Origin of the sequence: Ensifer oleiphilus, assembly GCF_013371465.1 — a bacterium.
Lineage (GTDB): Bacteria > Pseudomonadota > Alphaproteobacteria > Rhizobiales > Rhizobiaceae > Ensifer > Ensifer oleiphilus.
Map to the genome: position 1 here is coordinate 37182 of NZ_JABWDU010000010.1, position 17749 is coordinate 54930.

14 protein-coding genes are annotated in these 17749 nt (G+C 62.0%); 5 read left to right on the forward strand and 9 right to left on the reverse strand.

The genetic code is table 11. From position 1 onward, the window contains the following. Positions 1 to 40: 40 nt before the first annotated feature. Positions 41 to 2215 (reverse strand): catalase/peroxidase HPI, encoded by a 2175-nt coding sequence (katG, locus tag HT585_RS27340; RefSeq protein ID WP_176355949.1) that lies wholly within the window; start codon positions 2213 to 2215, stop codon positions 41 to 43. Positions 2216 to 2383: 168 nt separating this feature from the next. On the opposite strand from katG, the gene HT585_RS27345 reads away from it, so the two are divergent. From HT585_RS27345 to HT585_RS27360, 4 genes are all read left to right on the forward strand, one after another. Further along, positions 2384 to 3331 (forward strand): hydrogen peroxide-inducible genes activator, encoded by a 948-nt coding sequence (locus HT585_RS27345; protein WP_176355950.1) that lies wholly within the window; start codon positions 2384 to 2386, stop codon positions 3329 to 3331. Between the two features lie 390 nt (positions 3332 to 3721). Continuing rightward, a complete protein-coding gene (locus tag HT585_RS27350; RefSeq protein WP_176355951.1) occupies positions 3722 to 5884 on the forward strand; it encodes a hypothetical protein in 2163 nt (720 codons plus the stop codon). A gap of 218 nt (positions 5885 to 6102) precedes the next feature. Beyond that, positions 6103 to 6441, forward strand: coding sequence for a ferredoxin (fdxA, locus tag HT585_RS27355; protein WP_176355952.1), 339 nt, complete (start codon positions 6103 to 6105; stop codon positions 6439 to 6441). Between the two features lie 26 nt (positions 6442 to 6467). Then, positions 6468 to 7355, forward strand: a complete 888-nt coding sequence (locus tag HT585_RS27360) for a dihydrodipicolinate synthase family protein (RefSeq protein ID WP_176355953.1) — start codon at positions 6468 to 6470, stop codon at positions 7353 to 7355. On the opposite strand, the gene HT585_RS27365 is transcribed toward HT585_RS27360, so the two are convergent. From HT585_RS27365 to HT585_RS27400, 8 genes are all read right to left on the reverse strand, one after another. After that, a complete protein-coding gene (locus tag HT585_RS27365) occupies positions 7340 to 8662 on the reverse strand; it encodes an amidohydrolase family protein (RefSeq protein ID WP_343214107.1) in 1323 nt (440 codons plus the stop codon). The genes HT585_RS27360 and HT585_RS27365 overlap by 16 nt on opposite strands. Positions 8663 to 8733: 71 nt before the next feature. Next, complete coding sequence (locus tag HT585_RS27370) at positions 8734 to 9657, reverse strand: LysR family transcriptional regulator (RefSeq protein WP_176355954.1); 924 nt, start codon at positions 9655 to 9657, stop codon at positions 8734 to 8736. 45 nt (positions 9658 to 9702) lie between these two features. Continuing rightward, positions 9703 to 10476 (reverse strand): enoyl-CoA hydratase-related protein, encoded by a 774-nt coding sequence (locus tag HT585_RS27375; protein ID WP_176355955.1) that lies wholly within the window; start codon positions 10474 to 10476, stop codon positions 9703 to 9705. Continuing rightward, entirely contained in the window at positions 10473 to 11630 is a 1158-nt protein-coding gene (locus HT585_RS27380; RefSeq protein ID WP_176355956.1) for a CaiB/BaiF CoA transferase family protein, read from the reverse strand. Before HT585_RS27380 ends, HT585_RS27375 begins: the two co-directional genes overlap by 4 nt. Continuing rightward, a complete protein-coding gene (locus HT585_RS27385) occupies positions 11627 to 12982 on the reverse strand; it encodes an FAD-dependent oxidoreductase (protein WP_176355957.1) in 1356 nt (451 codons plus the stop codon). Before HT585_RS27385 ends, HT585_RS27380 begins: the two co-directional genes overlap by 4 nt. Positions 12983 to 13094: 112 nt before the next feature. Beyond that, the gene (locus HT585_RS27390; protein ID WP_246707982.1) at positions 13095 to 13868 is read right to left on the reverse strand and encodes an ABC transporter permease; all 774 of its coding nucleotides are present in this window, start codon (positions 13866 to 13868) and stop codon (positions 13095 to 13097) included. A 62-nt stretch (positions 13869 to 13930) separates the two neighbouring features. Continuing rightward, positions 13931 to 14743, reverse strand: a complete 813-nt coding sequence (locus tag HT585_RS27395; protein WP_176355959.1) for an ABC transporter ATP-binding protein — start codon at positions 14741 to 14743, stop codon at positions 13931 to 13933. A 4-nt stretch (positions 14744 to 14747) separates the two neighbouring features. Next, positions 14748 to 15782, reverse strand: coding sequence for an ABC transporter substrate-binding protein (locus HT585_RS27400; protein ID WP_176355960.1), 1035 nt, complete (start codon positions 15780 to 15782; stop codon positions 14748 to 14750). 222 nt (positions 15783 to 16004) lie between these two features. Here HT585_RS27400 and HT585_RS27405 point away from each other — a divergent pair, with 222 nt between their 5' ends. Continuing rightward, positions 16005 to 17438 carry an aldehyde dehydrogenase family protein gene (locus HT585_RS27405; protein ID WP_176355961.1) on the forward strand — a complete coding sequence of 478 codons (1434 nt, stop codon included), beginning with the start codon at positions 16005 to 16007 and terminating at the stop codon, positions 17436 to 17438. Positions 17439 to 17749 lie beyond the last annotated feature (311 nt).

The window sequence follows — 17749 nt, forward strand, 5'->3', positions numbered from 1 at the left end:
CGCTTGACGGGGGAAGGCATTGATCGGGGACACCCAGGGATCATGCAGCCAGATCGAAACGATCGGCGTTCATGACCTTGGTCCAAGCCGCGACGAAGTCCTTGACGAACTTCTCCTTGTTATCGTCCTGTGCATAGACCTCCGCATAGGCGCGAAGAACCGAGTTGGAGCCGAAGACGAGGTCGACGCGGGTCGCCGTATACTTTGTCGCGCCAGTCTTGCGGTCGCGGATTTCGTACAGGTTGTTGCCGGTCGGAACCCACGAATAGCGCATGTCGGTCAGCGTGGCGAAGAAGTCCGTCGTCAGCGCGCCGATATGGCTCGTGAAGACGCCATGCGCCGTGCCGGCATGGTTCGTGCCGATGACGCGCAGACCACCGACGAGTGCTGTCATTTCCGGTGCTGTCAGGCCCATGAGTTGCGCGCGATCGAGCAGCAGCTCTTCCGCACTCACAACATAGTCCTTCTTCTGCCAGTTGCGGAAGCCATCGGCGAGCGGCTCGAGCGGGGCGAAGCCGTCCGCGTCCGTCTGCTCGGCGGTCGCATCGCCGCGTCCTGCGGCGAAGGGCACTTCGATGTCGAAGCCTGCCGCCTTTGCCGCCTGTTCGACGCCGTAGTTGCCGGCAAGCACGATAACGTCGGCAAGGCTTGCGCCCGATGCCTGGGCGATCGGCTCCAGAACGGAGAGAACGCGGGCAAGACGCGCCGGCTCATTGCCCTCCCAGTCCTTCTGCGGGGCAAGGCGGATGCGGGCGCCGTTCGCGCCACCGCGGAAATCCGAACCGCGGAAGGTGCGGGCGCTATCCCACGCCGTGGCGACCAGATCCGAGACGGACAGACCGGATGCCGCGATCTTCGCCTTGACGCCGCCGATGTCGTAGTCCTTGCGGCCGGTCGGGATCGGATCCTGCCAGACGAGGTCTTCGGCAGGTACATCAGGGCCGAGATAACGGGATTTCGGGCCCATGTCGCGGTGCGTCAGCTTGAACCAGGCGCGGGCAAAGGTTTCCGAGAAGGCCTCGAAGTCGTTGCTGAAACGCAGCGCGATCTCGCGGTAGATCGGGTCCACCTTCAGCGCCATGTCCGCATCGGTCATCATCGGAATGGTGCGGATCGAGGGATCCTCGACGTCGACAGGCTTGTCTTCCTCGGCGATGGTGATCGGCGCCCATTGCGAGGCACCGGCTGGGCTGTGCGTCAGCGTCCACTCATGCTTGAACAGCATCTCGAAGAAGCCGTTGTCCCACTTCGTCGGCTCGGACGTCCAGGCGCCTTCGATACCCGAGACAACCGTGTTGCGGCCGATGCCGCGACCCTTGGTGTTGACCCAGCCGAGGCCCTGGAATTCCGGGCCTGCGGCTTCCGGATCGGGGCTGAGGTCGCCTGGGTTGCCGTTACCGTGGGACTTGCCGATGGTATGGCCGCCGGCGGTCAGTGCAACGGTTTCTTCATCGTCCATGCCCATGCGTGCGAAGGTCTCGCGCATCTGCGCAGCCGTCGCCAGCGGATCGGACCTGCCGTTTACGCCTTCCGGGTTGACGTAGATGAGGCCCATCTGCACTGCGGCAAGCGGGTTCTCCAGCGTCTCGGGCTTGGATACGTCGCCGTAGCGGCCGTCGCTCGGAGCGAGCCACTGTTTCTCGTCACCCCAGTAGACGTCCTTTTCCGGCGCCCAGATGTCCTCGCGGCCGAAGGCGAAGCCGAAGGTCTTCAGGCCTGCGACGTCGTAAGCGATGGTGCCGGCCAGCGCGATCAGGTCGGCCCAGGAGATCTTGTTGCCGTATTTCTTCTTGATCGGCCACAGCAGACGGCGGCCCTTGTCGGTGTTGACATTGTCCGGCCAGGAATTGAGAGGCGCGAAGCGCTGGTTGCCGGTGTTGGCACCGCCGCGGCCGTCGGCGGCCCGGTAGGAGCCAGCCGCGTGCCATGTGACGCGCGCCATCATGCCGACATAGCTACCCCAGTCGGCCGGCCACCATTCCTGGCTGTCGGTCATCAGGGCGCGCAGGTCCGACTTCAGCGCTTCCACGTCTAGCTTCTTGAGTTCTTCGCGATAGTTGAAGCCCTTTCCTAGCGGATTGGTCTTGCTGTCGTGCTGGTGCAGGATGTCGAGGTTGAGCGCGTTGGGCCACCATTCCACGACGGAGTTGCCGAGAGCAGTGGCGCCGCCGTGCATGACCGGACATTTGCCGGCCGGGTTTGTCTTCGTATCCATTTTGGTCCTCCAACGGATTTTCTTCAATCTACGGACACCGAAAGGACCTCGCGGGCACGCCTCCTAGGGTCAGCGCCGCCGCAAGGCGTCTTCCAAGTGACCAATGAGTAACAAGCCATTTCCATAAACTCCAATTGTATATTCTGAAGGCTGCGATATGCTCAGGTTATGAATGGCCTGACGTTGAAACACCTCCGCTACTTCGAGGCCCTTGCCAGGATCGGCCATTTCGGCCGCGCCGCGGAGAGTTGCGCCATCTCCCAGCCTGCGCTTTCCGTGCAGATAAGGGAACTGGAAGAATTGCTGGGGGCGCCCTTGGTGGAACGAGGTGGGCGCCGCATTCGGCTGACAGCTCTCGGCGAGGAATTCGTCGGCCGTGCCCGTGCTATCCTGCGTGCTGTTGACGAACTGGAAGACCTTGGACGCGCAGCCCATGGGCCGCTTGCCGGCCGTCTTCGCCTCGGCATCATTCCAACGGTCGCCCCCTATCTACTGCCGAGCATCATAAAGTCGCTCGCGCAGCTCTATCCGGGGCTCGATCCACGGCCCCGTGAGGCGATTACGCGCAGACTGATCGAGGATTTGGCGGAGGCGAAGCTGGATATCGCGATTGTCGCGCTTCCGGTTTCCGAGCCCGCCCTGGAGGAAATCCCGCTCTTCGATGAGGAATTCGTCCTGGTTCGGCCACTGGAGGATGCCGAAAAGCCTGTACCGGCCGCGGAGAGGCTTCACGAGATGCGCCTGTTGCTGCTTGAGGAAGGGCATTGCTTCCGGGACCAGGCCCTGTCCGTCTGCAACATCACAGCGGCATCGACGCGTGACGTGATGGAAGGGAGTTCCCTTTCAACGCTCGTTCAGATGGTGGGTGCAGGCATAGGTGTGACGCTGATACCGCAGATGGCCATAGAGACCGAAACCCGGTCCTCTTCGGTTGGCGTGTCGCGGCTTGCCGGCCCCCGCCCCACTCGAACGATCGGAATGGTCTGGCGAAAGACCAATCCACTGTCGGCCCAGTTCACGCGGATCGCGGACGTCGTGCGCGAAGCTGGGCTGAGCAGGCTGAGGCAAATGGGTGCGCCCCCTGAACGGAAACCCTTATCTCGGTCATCGGCATAGCGACGACAGGGAATGTTGGATAGGACGCCTACCGTTTCCCGGTCCTCTCCGCCGCGATCAAACGCGGCTATCATCCAGGCTTCGGTGGTTAGCGGGAACCATCTGCTAGCTAAGTCAGGCGAGCGGCATTATCCCGTTGATAGAGACAGCGCAGTTCGCCCCGAAAATGTCGTCGCCGCCGCTCCCTAACAGGCGACGACCGCCTCTTTTCCACCGCAAGCCTACAAGGCAAATCGCTGGCCGCAGGGCGCCTTGTCCGCAAGGGTTCCTGCAACCAGAATTCCTCCAACGGATTATTTCTCGCCAAACTTGCATAAAGTGAAACGGCTCATTAGTCACACGGCACGTTAAGATTCGTTGTCAGTCTTGTTTGATGAAAGGACAGAAATCGTGCCGCAGGCAGAAATTCGAACCGGCAATGGCGGTCGCAAAGCACTTTGGGCCACCGTTGCGGTCGTCGCGCTCGCAGTGGCTGGCGCAACCGCTGGCAAGTTCATGCTCACAAGGGCGGCCGACAGGTTTCTTGTCGACCGTGGCGGCAAGGCTGCGGCGGTCGAGGTGGATTTTCTCGGGCGCGTTCATATGCGCGACGTTACACTTCCCTTCGGCGACGGCGGCAGTGTGCGGGTCGCTGCGATCGACGGACGCCCCACGATTTCCTTCCTGAAAGGCGGGTTCGAGCTGAAGGGTCTCGAACTCGACCTGGCTATGGGCAAGCTTTCCGTGCCGCAGGCAAGCGTCGAGGAGCCCAATTTCGCCACGGACGCGGCAAAGACCGGCGATCAGGCCAACGTGACGCCACTGAAGCGCATTGAGCGTTTTGCGGCGAAGCGTGTCGTGGCGCCGGAGGTTACGGTCAGCCAGGTGGTCGCCGGCTCCAAGCAGAAGACCGTCTACAAGAACGTTGCTTTTGAGGATATCGCCGGCGGTCGTGTGGCGCGTTATTCCGCCAGCGGGGCGAACTTCGAGTTGGCGCTGGATATCCAGGATGGGAACGGCGCACCGAAGCAGGAGGAAATGAGCGGCTCCATGGGCGCCATGAGCGGCAAGGACTTTGATGCAGCCTACCTCGCCCGGATTTACGGGGAAAAGGCCGGTCCTGACGACAAGGAACCCAAACCACTCTACGGCCCGATTTCGGTCAAAAACATCGTCCTGTCGCACGGCACGTCGTCTTTCAGCTATGACGAGGTGCGAAGCAGCGGCTTGAGCGTCCGCATGCCGACCGAACCACTTCTTGAAACACTCGAGAAACTTGAGAAACTGCAATCGGCCGATCTGGACGCACTGCCGCCTGCCGAGCGGCAGGCATTCTTAAAACGCGCCCTTTCCCTTGCCGACATCATCGGCAAGGGCGACATCGAGATGATCGGTCTCAAGACGCAGATCTCCGAAAAGGATGACAGCGGCGAGAGCAAGACAATTGAACTGGCCATCGACAAGATGGCGGTCCAGCTCGAAGGCCGCACCTTTAACGGTGCGATCCAGGGCGTTTCCATCGGCGAAGGCGCCGACTACGCCAAGTTCTCCGAAGCGAGCATCAGTGGCTTCTCCTGGGATCCGACCATGGAAGCGCTGACGAAGCTGGTAGAGTTGAACGAAGAGCAGATTGAAGACTTCCCCCTCACCACGCTCATGCCGGAGTTCGGCACGATCCGGTTGAAGGGTCTGGACGTCGACATGCCTGGCGAGACAGCAGGTGTGGCGGAAAGCGAAGCCGGCGAGGAAGAACAAGGCGCGCCCGGCGGTGACACAGACCCATCTGCAAGCGCCGAGACATTGCCCGACGCGGATCCGTCTGATGGCGCCGACAACCAGGACGCTCCCTCGGACGAGGCACCAGCGGACCAGGCGACCCTGCCTTCCGTTCCTGAGCGCATACGGTTCACACTGGACAGCTATGAGGTGGCATTGACCAAGCCCCGCAATGGCATCCCGACGGAAGTCCGCGTCGCCTATCAAGATCTCAGCGTGCCCGTTCCGTCGGACGCCGAAGACGAAGCCTCCAAGGCGCTGCGACAGCTCGGTCTCGACAAGCTGATCCTCTCTTCCAACTTCGAACTGGCTTGGGACGAGCCGAAGGAGAACCTCGTCATCAAGGAGATTTCCTTGAGCGGCAAGGACATGGGCAGCCTATCCTTCTCGGGGATCATGGGCGGTGTCACCAAGGACGTCTTCTCCGGCGACATGACCGCGGCACAGATGGCACTCTTCGGCCTCACGGTCCGGGAGGCTAAGCTCAAGATCGAAGACAAGGGGATCATGGCCAAGGGCATAAAACTCTATGCCGATGAGAACGCCATGACCGAAGACAGCGTGCGCGGAATCCTCGTGATGATGACGACGGCGGGCTTGCAACAGTTTGCGTCCACTCAACCGAAACTGCAGGAGGCTGCGATGGCGCTTTCCGAGTTCATCAACAAGCCGGGAACGTTTACCCTGACGGCCAAGGCCAAGGACGCCGCCGGCATCAGTGCGCTCGAACTGGTCGGAGCCGCAGAGCACCCTGCCCTTCTTCTCGAGAAGGTCGATCTCGGCGCTACCGCGCAATAGAGGAGCAGCGGGCTCCGTAAGGAGCCCGTCTCTGGCCATATCGTCATCTATCGAATTGGCGAGCAAGCGCAAATGACACGTTGAACGGATTGCGGCGGAATGCCGCCAGCGGCCAAACGTTGCCTTTTTGGCAACGACTGTTGCGAATATCTATGCTTCTTCGCCACGAGAAACTCTGAAAGATTGCTCTTGCAAGCAACTCCTCAGAGGCAAGCAAGATGGCCTATGTCATTACAGAGCCCTGCATCGACGTGAAGGACGGCGACTGCACCGCGGCCTGCCCGGTGGACTGCATCTACGAGGGTGGTCGTACGTTCTACATCCACCCCGATGAATGCATCAACTGCGGGCTCTGTCTGTCGATCTGTCCCGTCGATGCCATTGTCTGGGACCAGGAAATCCCTGAAGGCCAGCGTCATTTCATCGGCGTCAACAAGGAATTCTTCGGCCCCGACGTTACTGCAATGGGGTCGCCTGGCGGATGGAGCAAGGAGTGTTCGACAGCGCTGGACCACCCATTTGTTGCCAGCTTCGAGAAAGCCGCAACAGCGGCATAGCAACACCTCAACTACAGGAACGAGACATGTCTGTGACCGAATTCGGTGGCGTCGTTGCCGCCGTGCCGACGCCGTTCGACGATCAGGGCCGGATCGATACCGCGGCCTTTGTCGAACATGCCAGCTGGTGCCTGAATAATGGCTGTGACGGGCTGAATGTGCTGGGGACAACAGGCGAAGCCAACTCGCTGTCTTTCGAGCAGCGCAGCGCGGTCATGATGGCCGCTGCCGAGGCGCTCGATACGAAACGACTGATGGTTGGCACCGGTACGCCGGACCTCGAAACAACCATCGCGCTTACCGTACTGGCCGATCGCCTCGGCTATGCGGCGGCATTGGTCCTGCCGCCCTACTACTACAAGCCGGCCTCCGACGATGGACTTTTCGCCTGGTTTGAGCGGCTTGTGCGGGGCACGGCGACAAGCCCGATCCCGATCTATCTCTACAACTTTCCGCAGATGACAGGCATCACCTTCAGCCCTGCACTTGTTTCGAGGCTTGCCGAGGCGTTTCCCGACCGCATCAAGGGCGCCAAGGACAGCTCAGGCGAGCTCGACTACGCCCGACAGTTGGCCGAGATCCCGAATTTCGCCGTGTTCCCCAGCAACGAGGCGACGCTCGCCGATGCCGGCGCCGACAACTACGCCGGCACGATATCCGCAACGGTCAATATCGCTCCGGTCCTCTCTGCCAAACTCTGGAAAGACCAGGCTGATGCTCCCTTGCAGGATCGCGTGCTCCGGCTGCGGCAGGCGATAGCCGCCAACCCGCTGATCCCGGCCGTCAAATATCTGGTCGCAAAGAGATCGGGAAATCCGGTCTGGTTGAATGCCGCGCCGCCGCAGCCGCAGCTCGCTGCGGCTCACCGGTCGTCGCTTGACCTTCTCGCTGTTGAGGTTCACCAGCCGGAGTAATAGGCCCGCGTCGCAGCGGCGAGCTTGGTCACACGTTGACGCTCGCCGGTCAGCCGCGGAAGGTCGGCGCGTGCCTGCTGCAGCAGATCGGCCCGGGCGCACTCATAGTCGATCCTGGTCAGCTTTCCATCGCGCATGATCTCCTGTCCGCCGACGTAAAGCCCCTTCGCATGAGCCCCCGTCATCCGGGCGAGCAAAATCTCCGCCTCATCCAGGTCGTCGATGAGACTGTCGGCGATCAGTGCGCCGTAGTCCACGAGCACCAGATCGTCATTTCCCCGAGCATTCACGACCCGGGCGCCGACCTCGATCGCCGCGTCGAACACCCGGGCGGCGGTAAAGGTCCGCGTCACCTCTTGGCCACCATGCAGGAGATGGGCAAGGCGCAGTTCCCGCCAGAGATCCTGATCATCGTCGAAACCGGTCCCATCGAGACCGAAAGCGATAGCCGGCATAGTTTCCGGCATCGCGGCAAGCGGCGCCACGCCCGAACGCAGACGCAAGTTTGCCGATGGATTGGAAACGAGTTGCACGCCGCGCGCAGCCAGAAGCTCCAGTTCGTCCGGTCGCAACTGAACGCCGTGGGCAACCGCGAGGCGCGGCGAGAGGAAGCCGATATCGTCGAGGTGTCGCACGACCCCTTGCGGGAAGCGCCGGTCCAGCCATTGCCTCTGCCGTGGGCTTTCAAGCAGATGCATATGAATGCGCCTGCCCGTAGCCGCCGATGCCTCCGCGATGCTTTCGAGCAGGGCGTTGGAACACCATTGCGGCCCGATCGGACCGTATTGAACATCGATCAGCGGGCTGGTGTTTGCGGCAGCGACCGCGTCGGCCGCCGAGATCTGGACAGAAGGCGGCGCATAGTGCGGTATCGAAGCGCTGAGCTCATCCCAGTCTGCCGGCGCGAGAAACGGCCGCAGTCGCTGCGGCCCACCGTCATAGGCCCAAGGATCATAGTCGAGCAGCGGACAGGAGAGCGCGAGCCTTATGCCCACATCGCGAGCGGCGCGCATCACGGCGCCAGCCTCTTCTACCAGCCGGTCGATGTTCAGCGAGTTGTGGCAATGCATGGTCGCACCGACACCCGTCAGCGCCAGCCGGGAGAACGCCACGAGCGCTTCGAGGTAAGGGTCGGTTCTGGGCCGCAGCCGAAGGCCCGGGATCCAGACTTCCAGGGCATCATCAATGTTGCCGAAATCGAGCGTGCGGATGCCATAGCCATGGTCATGGGCGTTGACGGGAGGCGGCATAAGCAGAGCATCGGCCGGGATCGCTGCCGGTGAAACGCCGCTCGGCAGATGCCGCAAGAGATCCTGCTCGCGCCGTGCGGCCCCATGACCGGGACGCAAGAGAAGTCGTCCGGGGACCGCGCCTGCGCTCACGTGCGGATAGCCTCCATGATCTGATCGCTGAACTTCTGCAGTTCCGCGCCAACGAACTCGATGACCGCCTCGGCCGCGTGCGTGCGCTGGCGACGCCGCTGCACGAGGATTCCGACGTGCAGGTTTTGAAGACGCGACCCGGAAAGCGGTATGGCCACGAGGTCACCCGCCTTGATCTCCGCCAGGAAACCGATCGGCGTAAAGAAAGCCACGCCCTGGCCGGAGATCATGAAGGGCTTGAGCATCATCTGACTGTTCGACAGTACAAAGGGCCGTCCGGTCCGCTCGAAGACGGAAAGTTCAATTTCGATGAGCGAACGGATCGGCTGTGTGTCGAGTTGCAGCAGAAGATCGTACTGAGCGCACTCGGCGAGCGAGACTTCCCGCTGCCTGGCCAGCGGGTGCCCACGCCCGACGAAAGCCATCAGCGGCATGGGCACGCGGAAGAGCATCTCCGTGTCATCGGGCCTTGCCAGATCGAAGGTCAACCCCATATCGACGTCGCCTTCGGCCACCAGGCTGCTGATATTGCCGTGACCGGCGGTATGGATATGGAAGCTCACTCCGGGATGGATGCGGTGAAAGGCGTTGACCATGTCCGGCAGGAACTGGATCGCCAGGCTGTCGAGGCAGGACATCTGCACACGGCCGGTCTTCTTTCCCTGCAACGCACCGAGGTCACTGCGCAGAAGCTCGAAATTCTCAAGCGTGCCTCGGGCGTGGCGCAGGACGTTTTCACCTGCAACGGTCAGCTTCAAGCCGTGGGAGAGCCGCTCGAACAGGGCGATGCCGAGTTCGTCCTCCAGTTTCTTGATTTGGCGACTGACCGCCGAGGATGCCACATGGAGCTCCTCGGAGGCCTTGCGGATGGACCCGGACCGCGCGACCGCGACAAAGTATTTCAGGATGCTGGCGTGCATTCGATTGGAACCTTCCCTCCCCCTGGGCCCCGACCTATAGCACGCTCACCGTCCCCTCCAAACGGGCGCACGCTTCTCCTGGAAGGCACTGACACCTTCCAGGGCGTCCTCGCTTTTGAGCGCCTTCACCAGTGCGGGCGTGCGCAGCGCTTGAGCCTCGGCGGGCGAAAGATGGCCGGTGCGATTGACCGTCTGCTTAATCGCCCGGAGCGAAAGGGGCGCGCAGGCGACAATTTCATTTGTCCAGCGTACGACGGCGGCGTCGAGTTCCCCCGGCTCGACGACCTCGTTGACGATGCCGAACCCTTGCATTTCGGCGGCGGAGAACCGTCGGCCCGTCAACAGCACGCCCATCGCGAGATTGTGCGGGATCCGTCGTTGCAGAAGGACCATGCCGCCATCGAGCGGCAGGCGTCCGACGCGAGCCTCCGGCAGGCCGAAAGCCGCCGTCGTCGAGGCGATGATGATATCGCAACCGAGCACCATCTCGAAGCCGCCGCCGAGCGCATAGCCGTTGACCCTGGCGATAACTGGAACATCGAGCGAGCGGCGAAAAGCCAGCCCGCCAAAGCCGTTCGGCCGACTTTCGCTCCAGTAATCGAGACCGCTTGTCTCAGCTCCCTTCAGATCGGCTCCGGCGCAGAATGCCCGTTCTCCGGCGCCGGTCAGCACGACACAGCTTATGTCGTCGCGCGATTCGATCTCTTGCCAGACCGCCTCCAGCTCGCGTTCGGTCGCCGCGTCCACAGCATTCATCCGTTCCGGACGGCAGAGCGTGACGCTGGCAATGCGATCCTTTACAATAAAATCGACGCTCATGCCGCATCTCCCTGGCGCACGGCAAGCGCCGATAGGATCTCGTCGTTATGTTCGCCGAGTGCAGGCGGTGCGATGCGCACCGTCACAGTCGCCGCGGACATGTCGATCGGCGAACCAACCAGGCGCACAGGACCGGCCTGCGTTTTGCCGGCGTCCAGGATCATGCGGTTGATCGTCGTCTGCTCGTCGTCGAGGGCTTCTGGAAGCGAGCGCACTGGTGCACACAGAATGTCCACCTGCTCCAGGCGGGCAAGCCAGTGCGCGCTGTTGTTTTGAGCAAATCTTTCGCGAAAGACCTGCTGCAATTCCGGGCGGCGCTGCATCTGGGCGTCGAAGTCCGCAAATTGCGGCTGCAGGGACAGGTCCTCGATCTCCAGAGCGATGCAGATGTCCCTGAGCGGGTTCGGCTTGAAGGCGCCGACCATGACGATGGCACCGTCGGTCGTTTCGAACACGCCCGTCAGAGGAAAGGCGCCCCAGTTCAGGTCCTTCTCCCGCATCATGTGCGTGGTGCCCTCCTGCATCTGCATGGCGAGCATGGAACTGTAGAGACTGACCGCAACCTGTTGACCTTGGCCGGTTTTCTCGCGGTGCAGGAGGGCCAGCAGAATGCCCTGGACCAGATGCATGCCGGCCGAATAGTCGGCAAGCGGCGTTGCGTAGATCGACAATGGGTGGCTCGCATCCGACTTGCGCCGCATGACACCCGAAAGCGCCTGCGCGAGAATGTCCTGTCCACCCTTGTGCCGATAGGGGCCTTCCAAGCCGAAGCCGGTTCCGACGGCGTAGATCAGCCGCGGATTGGTCTTCTTGAGATCTTCATAGCCAAAACCCATGCGCTCCATGACATCGGGGCGAAAATTGTTGACGACGACGTCAGCGGTGTCGATGAGGGCGCGCACCGCGGCACGCGCCTCGTCCTGTTTGAGATCGAGCGCCAGGCTCTTCTTGTTGCGGTTGAGCGACGAGAAGACGGGATTGTTGAGGCCATCCGGATCCGATCCGAGCGACCAGCGCGAAAGATCGCCGATCTTGGCCTTTTCGACCTTGATGACCTCTGCTCCGTAGTCGGCCAGCATTTGCGTGCAGCAAGGACCAAGCATGACCTGGGTGAAATCGACGACGCGGATACCGTCGAGGGGAAGAGATGTCATTCTGCGGCCTCCAGATAGGTTGCGTTTTCGGATGGCACGTCCCCGGGGTCCGCCCCTTGGGCGCGCAGCTGCTTCTGGATCGCCCTGACATCGGCGTTTCGCACCTTCACGCCGGCGTTCAGCGCCACGGTGGCAGCGACGCCAGCCGCCTCGCCCATTGCCATGCATGGCGGTATTTCGCGGCTCGACTTCTGAGCCTGGATCGTTGCGGAGTAATGTCTGCCCGCAACGATCAGTTGATCGACCTCCTTCGGCAGCATGGCCCGGTAGGGCGTGTAGTAGTCGCGACCACGGCAGACCGTATCGGTGAAGTGACGGCGGTTCATTACGTCGTCCTTGGAAACGACATACTCGCCCTGGAGCAGGCGCGACTGCCGGACGCCCGTCTGGGGCGCGAAGTCAATGACATGGGCGTTTTCGAAGCCGGGCAAATTCGTCCGGGCGAAATCGAGCAGGCGCGCGATGCGGGTGCGCCCCTCAAGTTCCGCATAGGTCAGGTCTTCGACCTTGAGCCCGGAAAGCTTCGGCATGTGCGGGCAGTTCAGCCAGATCACGCCGGGCAGCGGCGTCTTCAGCCACCAGAACGACCAGCAACCGCCGATCAGCCGCTTGGCCTCGTGATCGAGTGCCTTGAACCTTTCCGGCTCCTCGAACTCGAAACGTTCGGCCGCTTCGGTGTCGATACCGCCCCAGCGGGAAACGGTCGTCAGGATGAAGTTGCCGTCCGTATGCTGGGCGCCGGCGTCGGCGGCGACGTCGAGGTCACCCGATGCGTCGATCACCACGTCGCCCATGATGGCCTCGCGCCCCGCCTTGGTCTGGCAGACCACGCCCCTGATCGTGCCGTCCTCGACGATCGCCGACGAGAACCAGCTGTGCGTCCTGAGTTTGACACCGGATTCGCGCAGGATATCGTAGGAAACGCGCTTGAAAGCATCCGGATCAAATGCCGCCGCGTAGCAGATCGGATGCGGCGCAGACGGCGTATGGAAGTCGAACAAGCCCCAGCGTGCCCAGCGGCGCCAGGCTTCCGGCGTATCGCGAAGATCGAGCTGCCGGTCGCCATCGGTCGGCGTGACGCAAAGGCCGAGCGTCTTCATGCGTTCGATCATCTCCATGCAGATGCCGCGCACGGTGATTTCAACGCTGTTGACCATGTCATCGAGCACCAGAACCATGCCGCCTGCGGCAAGGCCGCCGACATAGGGATAACGCTCGAGCAGGGTGACGCTGGCGCCGGTGCGTGCCGCCGACACGGCGGCGGAAATGCCCGCCGGACCGCCGCCAACCACGACCACGTCCGAGCGGTCGACGATCCTGGCGTTGCGCAAGGGTTCCCTGATTGTTTCCATTGTCTTTCCTCCATAGGGGGCGTGTCCGGCGAAATGTGAGGGCGCTCACAGCCAGTGACATCATCGGTGGGCCGGACCGATTATCCGGTCCGGCAGAGAAGGGTTTTGGGGCCTAGTGGTCCGTCGTCGGTTTCCAGCGGACGATCTTCGATTCCGCGAACGAGACGGCGAAGAAGAGAACCACGGCAAGAGAGGCAGCGATCACCACGGTCGCATAGAGCAGCGGCGAACGGAAATTGTAGGTCGCCTCGATGATCAGGGCGCCGAGGCCATAGCTCGATCCGATCCACTCCGCGACGATCGCACCCATGACGCTGCTCGTTGCCGCAATCTTCAGCGCGGCAAAAAGAAAGGGCAGCGAGCTTGGAAGACGAACCTTCCAGAAAATCTCGGAATTGCTGGCCGACAGGATGCGCATGAGATCAAGCATTGCCGGGCTCGCCGACTTCAATCCCTGCACCATGTTGACGAGCGTCGGGAAGAAGCAGATCAGGCCGGCGATGATGATTTTCGGCGCAATGCCATTGCCGACGAGCAGCACCAGGATCGGCGCAAGCGCGATGATCGGTATCGACTTGACGATGACCGCGATCGGGTAGAACGCCCGCTCCGCAAGCGGGCTATAGACAAACCAGACCGCCAGCAGGACGGCGACCACATTGCCGAACACGAAGCCGAGAACCGCCTCCATCAGCGTCGGCAAGAAATTCGACCACAGCACACCGGCGTTTTCGCCGAAGGCCTCGATCACGTCGAGTGGTCCGGGTGCCATGAACGTTGGCACCGCAAAGCCCCAGACGACGAGCTGCCACAAGAGGATACAGCCGAGGATCGCGAGCGTTGCAGGTAGGTGACGCAGGGCCACGGCGCCGACCGAGTCAAGCATCTTGAACCTGTTGCGGTCTACCAAAGCGCGGCCTTCCGCATGCGAAGGAAGAGCATTAGCCATTAACATTCTCCCAAAAGTGTACGCAGGTGGGCCGTCACGCGAATGAACTCGACCGTGTCACGCATCGAGAGGGTTCGCGGATAGGGCAGATCGACCTTCATGAACTCCTTGACGCGACCGGGATGGGCGGCAAGCATCAGGACGTGTTGGCCGAGAAAGACGGCCTCGGGGATCGAATGGGTGACGAACAGGATCGTGGTTCCGGTTTCCTGCCACAGGCGCAGCAGTTCCTCGTTCAGCTTGTCGCGCGTGATCTCATCGAGCGCTCCGAACGGTTCATCCATCAACAGGATGCGTGGGCGGGTCACCAGCGCGCGGGCGATCGCCACGCGCTGGCGCTGGCCGCCCGACAATTCGTGCGGCATCGCCTTTTCGCGCCCTTTCAGCCCAACGAGGGCGATCAACTCTTCCGGGTCCGCATAGGTCGCGCCCGCCTCGCGCTTGCCCACCAAAAGCGGCAGGCGGACGTTGTCGATCACGTTGCGCCAGGGCAGCAACGTCGCTTCCTGGAAGACGAAGGCGAAATCGCGGCCCTCGCGCGCCTTGCGCGGTGTCTGGCCATGCACGGACACCGACCCGTCGCTGATATGCACAAGGTCGGCGACCGTCCGCAGCAACGTCGACTTGCCGCAGCCGGAAGGCCCGAGCATGGTTACGAGCGAGCCGGTCGGGATTTCGACCGAAACGTCGGAGAGTGCGGTGAAGCTGGAATCATCCGCGCCGAAACGGATATGTAGGTTTGTCACCGACACTGCGGAGCCGTTGGCTGTGTCGACCGACACCGGCTTTGGTCTGCTAAGCGTTTCAAGCATCGCCTTAACCTACGCTCTTGCGGACGTCGGCGGTGGCATCGAGGATGGCCATCGTATAGACGTCGTCCGCATTGGGAACCGGCCCCTTGAACTGGCCGAGGTCCGCATAGGTCTTGATCTGCTCCTCCCAGTTCACACGCTCCATTCCACCCCAGCCGACTTTGGCAGTGGTTTCGTTGAAGACGAATTTCATCAGCGGCCCGATGGCCTCGAGCTCGCTTGCCTTGTCAAGGTTCGGATAGGATTCGAGCAGGATGTCGACCGCCTCCTCCTGGTGTTCGCGCGCATAGTTCCATCCGCGTGCTGCACCCGACACGAATGCTGCAAGATGGTCGGCGTGATTTTCCAGCTGGTCGTCAGTTGTGTAGTAGACATTGGCATAAAGTCGGATGCCGCCGTCCCAGAGCGTCAGGTCGACCCGATCGTCTCCCAGAACCTTCAGAGCGTTGACATTGGTCAGCCATCCACAGACCGCATCGGCCTGACCGGTTACCAGCTGGTTCATGTCCGAACCCATGTTGACGATCTTGACCTGGTCCTCCGATATCCCGTTCTTGGCGAGAAGTGCGCGCAGCAGGATGACCGAGGTCGGGATCGCGGCAATCGTCTTGCCGATCATGTCCTGTGGCTTGGCGATCGGATTTGCCTTGCGGGAGAAATAGGCGAAAGGATGTTTCTGGTAACCGGCCGCGAATGCCTTGATCGGCGCACCGGCCGAACGGGCGAGCATGACAGACGGACTGGAGGAAATCTGGCCGATCGTCGACTGACCGACCGCAACGCCGGCAACGCCATCGACATTCGGCCCGCCGGGTACGATTTCCAGTTCGACACCATTCTCTGCGTAATAGCCCTTCTTGCGAGCCACCAGTTCCCCGAGGAGCCCGTTGGAGGGCAGCCAGCCGAGTTGCATCCGGATTGTGGCTGGCTCGGCGGCCCGACCGGGCGAAACATTGATCAGGCTGTGGGTCGCTGCAATCGCACCGACTGCAGCGGCATTGGAAAGGAAACCCCGGCGGTTCATCATGAAATGAGACATATCGTTCCCCTGGCTTGTTATGGGAGCGATGATGATGATGATTTGGCATCTCATAAAGCACAATTTTTCGCGGTAAGCATTGCCGATATGGCAACACACAGACTTCTCGCGGCTTTGCCTTTTCGGCAACGGCAGGCTCGAAAGATTGTTCTTTGTTTGAGCCCCGTGCCCGTCGGATAAGCGAGCGGACATTTCAAGCGCTCACCGTCGTGGAGGACAGATATGATGCACAGCAACCTGATTGATGGAGAATGGATCGACGGCAACGACATGGTCCGTAACATCAATCCGTCTGACACCAACGACGTGATCGGGGAGTATGCCCGCGCCTCGGCCGAAGATGCTAAGGCTGCGATTGCGGCGGCGAAAGCTGCGTTTCCGGCCTGGTCGCGCTCCGGCATTCTCGAACGCCACGCCATCCTTCGCAAGACCGCCGACGAGATCCTGGCGCGCAAGGACGAACTCGGGCGGCTTTTGTCGCGCGAAGAGGGCAAGACGCTGGCCGAAGGCATCGGCGAGACCGTGCGTGCGGGCCAGATCTTTGACTTCTTCGCCGGCGAGGCGCTGAGGCTGGCCGGCGAGGTCATCCCTTCGGTGCGCCCGAACATCGGCGTCGAGATCACCCGCGAGCCGGTCGGCGTCGTCGGCATCATCACGCCCTGGAACTTTCCGATCGCCATTCCCGCCTGGAAGATCGCGCCGGCGCTCTGCTACGGCAACACCGTCGTCTTCAAGCCGGCCGAACTGGTGCCCGGCTGCTCCTGGGCGATCGTCGATATCCTCGTGCGCGCCGGCCTGCCGAAGGGCGTGTTGAACCTGGTCATGGGCAAGGGCTCGGTCGTCGGCCAGGCGATGCTCGACAGCCCCGACGTCCAGGCGATCACTTTCACTGGCTCGACCGGCACAGGGAAACGCGTGGCGCTCGCCTCGGTCGAGCACAATCGCAAGTACCAGCTGGAAATGGGCGGCAAGAACCCGTTCGTGGTGCTCGACGATGCCGATCTTACTGTTGCAGTCGAGGCCGCCGTCAACTCCGCCTTCTTCTCCACCGGCCAGCGCTGCACCGCATCGTCGCGGGTGATCGTGACCGAAGGCATCCACGACCGCTTCGTTCAGGCGATGGGCGAGCGCATGAAGGGTCTGGTCATCGACGATGCCTTGAAGGCCGGCACTCACATTGGACCGGTGGTCGACCAGAGCCAGCTCAACCAGGACACAGACTATATCGCCATCGGCAAACAGGAAGGCGCGAAGCTCGCCTTCGGCGGCGAGTTGCTGAAGCGCGACACGCCTGGCTTCTACCTGCAGCCGGCGTTGTTTACCGAGGCGACCAATCAGATGCGCATCAGCCAAGAAGAGATCTTCGGACCGGTCGCTTCGGTGATCCGGGTGAAGGACTATGACGAGGCGCTCAGCGTTGCCAACGACACGCCATTCGGCCTGTCTTCGGGCATTGCCACCACCAGCCTGAAACACGCGACGCATTTCAAGCGCAACGCCGAGGCCGGCATGGTGATGGTCAACCTGCCGACAGCCGGCGTCGATTTTCACGTGCCCTTCGGCGGCCGCAAGGGCTCCTCCCATGGCTCGCGCGAGCAGGGGCGCTATGCCGCCGAATTCTACACAACCGTCAAGACGGGATACACATCCACGTAAGGGGAGTTCACGCACGCAAGGTCAATTTCTTGACGTCCGGTGTATAGCGACCGGGCGTCAGCCCAGGAAGTAGACGGGCTGATCGAGATCGGCGATGAGCCCCGGGCCGCGCGGCTGCCAGCCGAGAAGTGAGCGGGTCCTGGCGCTGGAGGCCGGCATGTTTGCCGCTGCAAAGTGGGCGAATTAGCCGAAATGCTCGCGCGGCCGGGCTCGACCGGCAGGCCGAGCTGGCGCCCGATGACCTCTGCGATCTCCTTGAGCGCAACGGTTTGGCCGGCCACCGCATGATAGACACTCTCCGTCACGCCGGT

Excerpts from the sequence above, each read along its gene's own strand:
- katG (WP_176355949.1), bottom strand. The coding sequence starts at position 2,215 with ATGGATACGAAGACAAACCCGGCCGGCAAATGTCCGGTCATGCACGGC.
- HT585_RS27345 (WP_176355950.1), top strand. The coding sequence starts at position 2,384 with ATGAATGGCCTGACGTTGAAACACCTCCGCTACTTCGAGGCCCTTGCC.
- fdxA (WP_176355952.1), top strand. The coding sequence starts at position 6,103 with ATGGCCTATGTCATTACAGAGCCCTGCATCGACGTGAAGGACGGCGAC.
- HT585_RS27360 (WP_176355953.1), top strand. The coding sequence starts at position 6,468 with ATGTCTGTGACCGAATTCGGTGGCGTCGTTGCCGCCGTGCCGACGCCG.
- HT585_RS27370 (WP_176355954.1), bottom strand. The coding sequence starts at position 9,657 with ATGCACGCCAGCATCCTGAAATACTTTGTCGCGGTCGCGCGGTCCGGG.
- HT585_RS27375 (WP_176355955.1), bottom strand. The coding sequence starts at position 10,476 with ATGAGCGTCGATTTTATTGTAAAGGATCGCATTGCCAGCGTCACGCTC.
- HT585_RS27380 (WP_176355956.1), bottom strand. The coding sequence starts at position 11,630 with ATGACATCTCTTCCCCTCGACGGTATCCGCGTCGTCGATTTCACCCAG.
- HT585_RS27385 (WP_176355957.1), bottom strand. The coding sequence starts at position 12,982 with ATGGAAACAATCAGGGAACCCTTGCGCAACGCCAGGATCGTCGACCGC.
- HT585_RS27390 (WP_246707982.1), bottom strand. The coding sequence starts at position 13,868 with ATGCTTGACTCGGTCGGCGCCGTGGCCCTGCGTCACCTACCTGCAACG.
- HT585_RS27395 (WP_176355959.1), bottom strand. The coding sequence starts at position 14,743 with ATGCTTGAAACGCTTAGCAGACCAAAGCCGGTGTCGGTCGACACAGCC.
- HT585_RS27400 (WP_176355960.1), bottom strand. The coding sequence starts at position 15,782 with ATGTCTCATTTCATGATGAACCGCCGGGGTTTCCTTTCCAATGCCGCT.
- HT585_RS27405 (WP_176355961.1), top strand. The coding sequence starts at position 16,005 with ATGATGCACAGCAACCTGATTGATGGAGAATGGATCGACGGCAACGAC.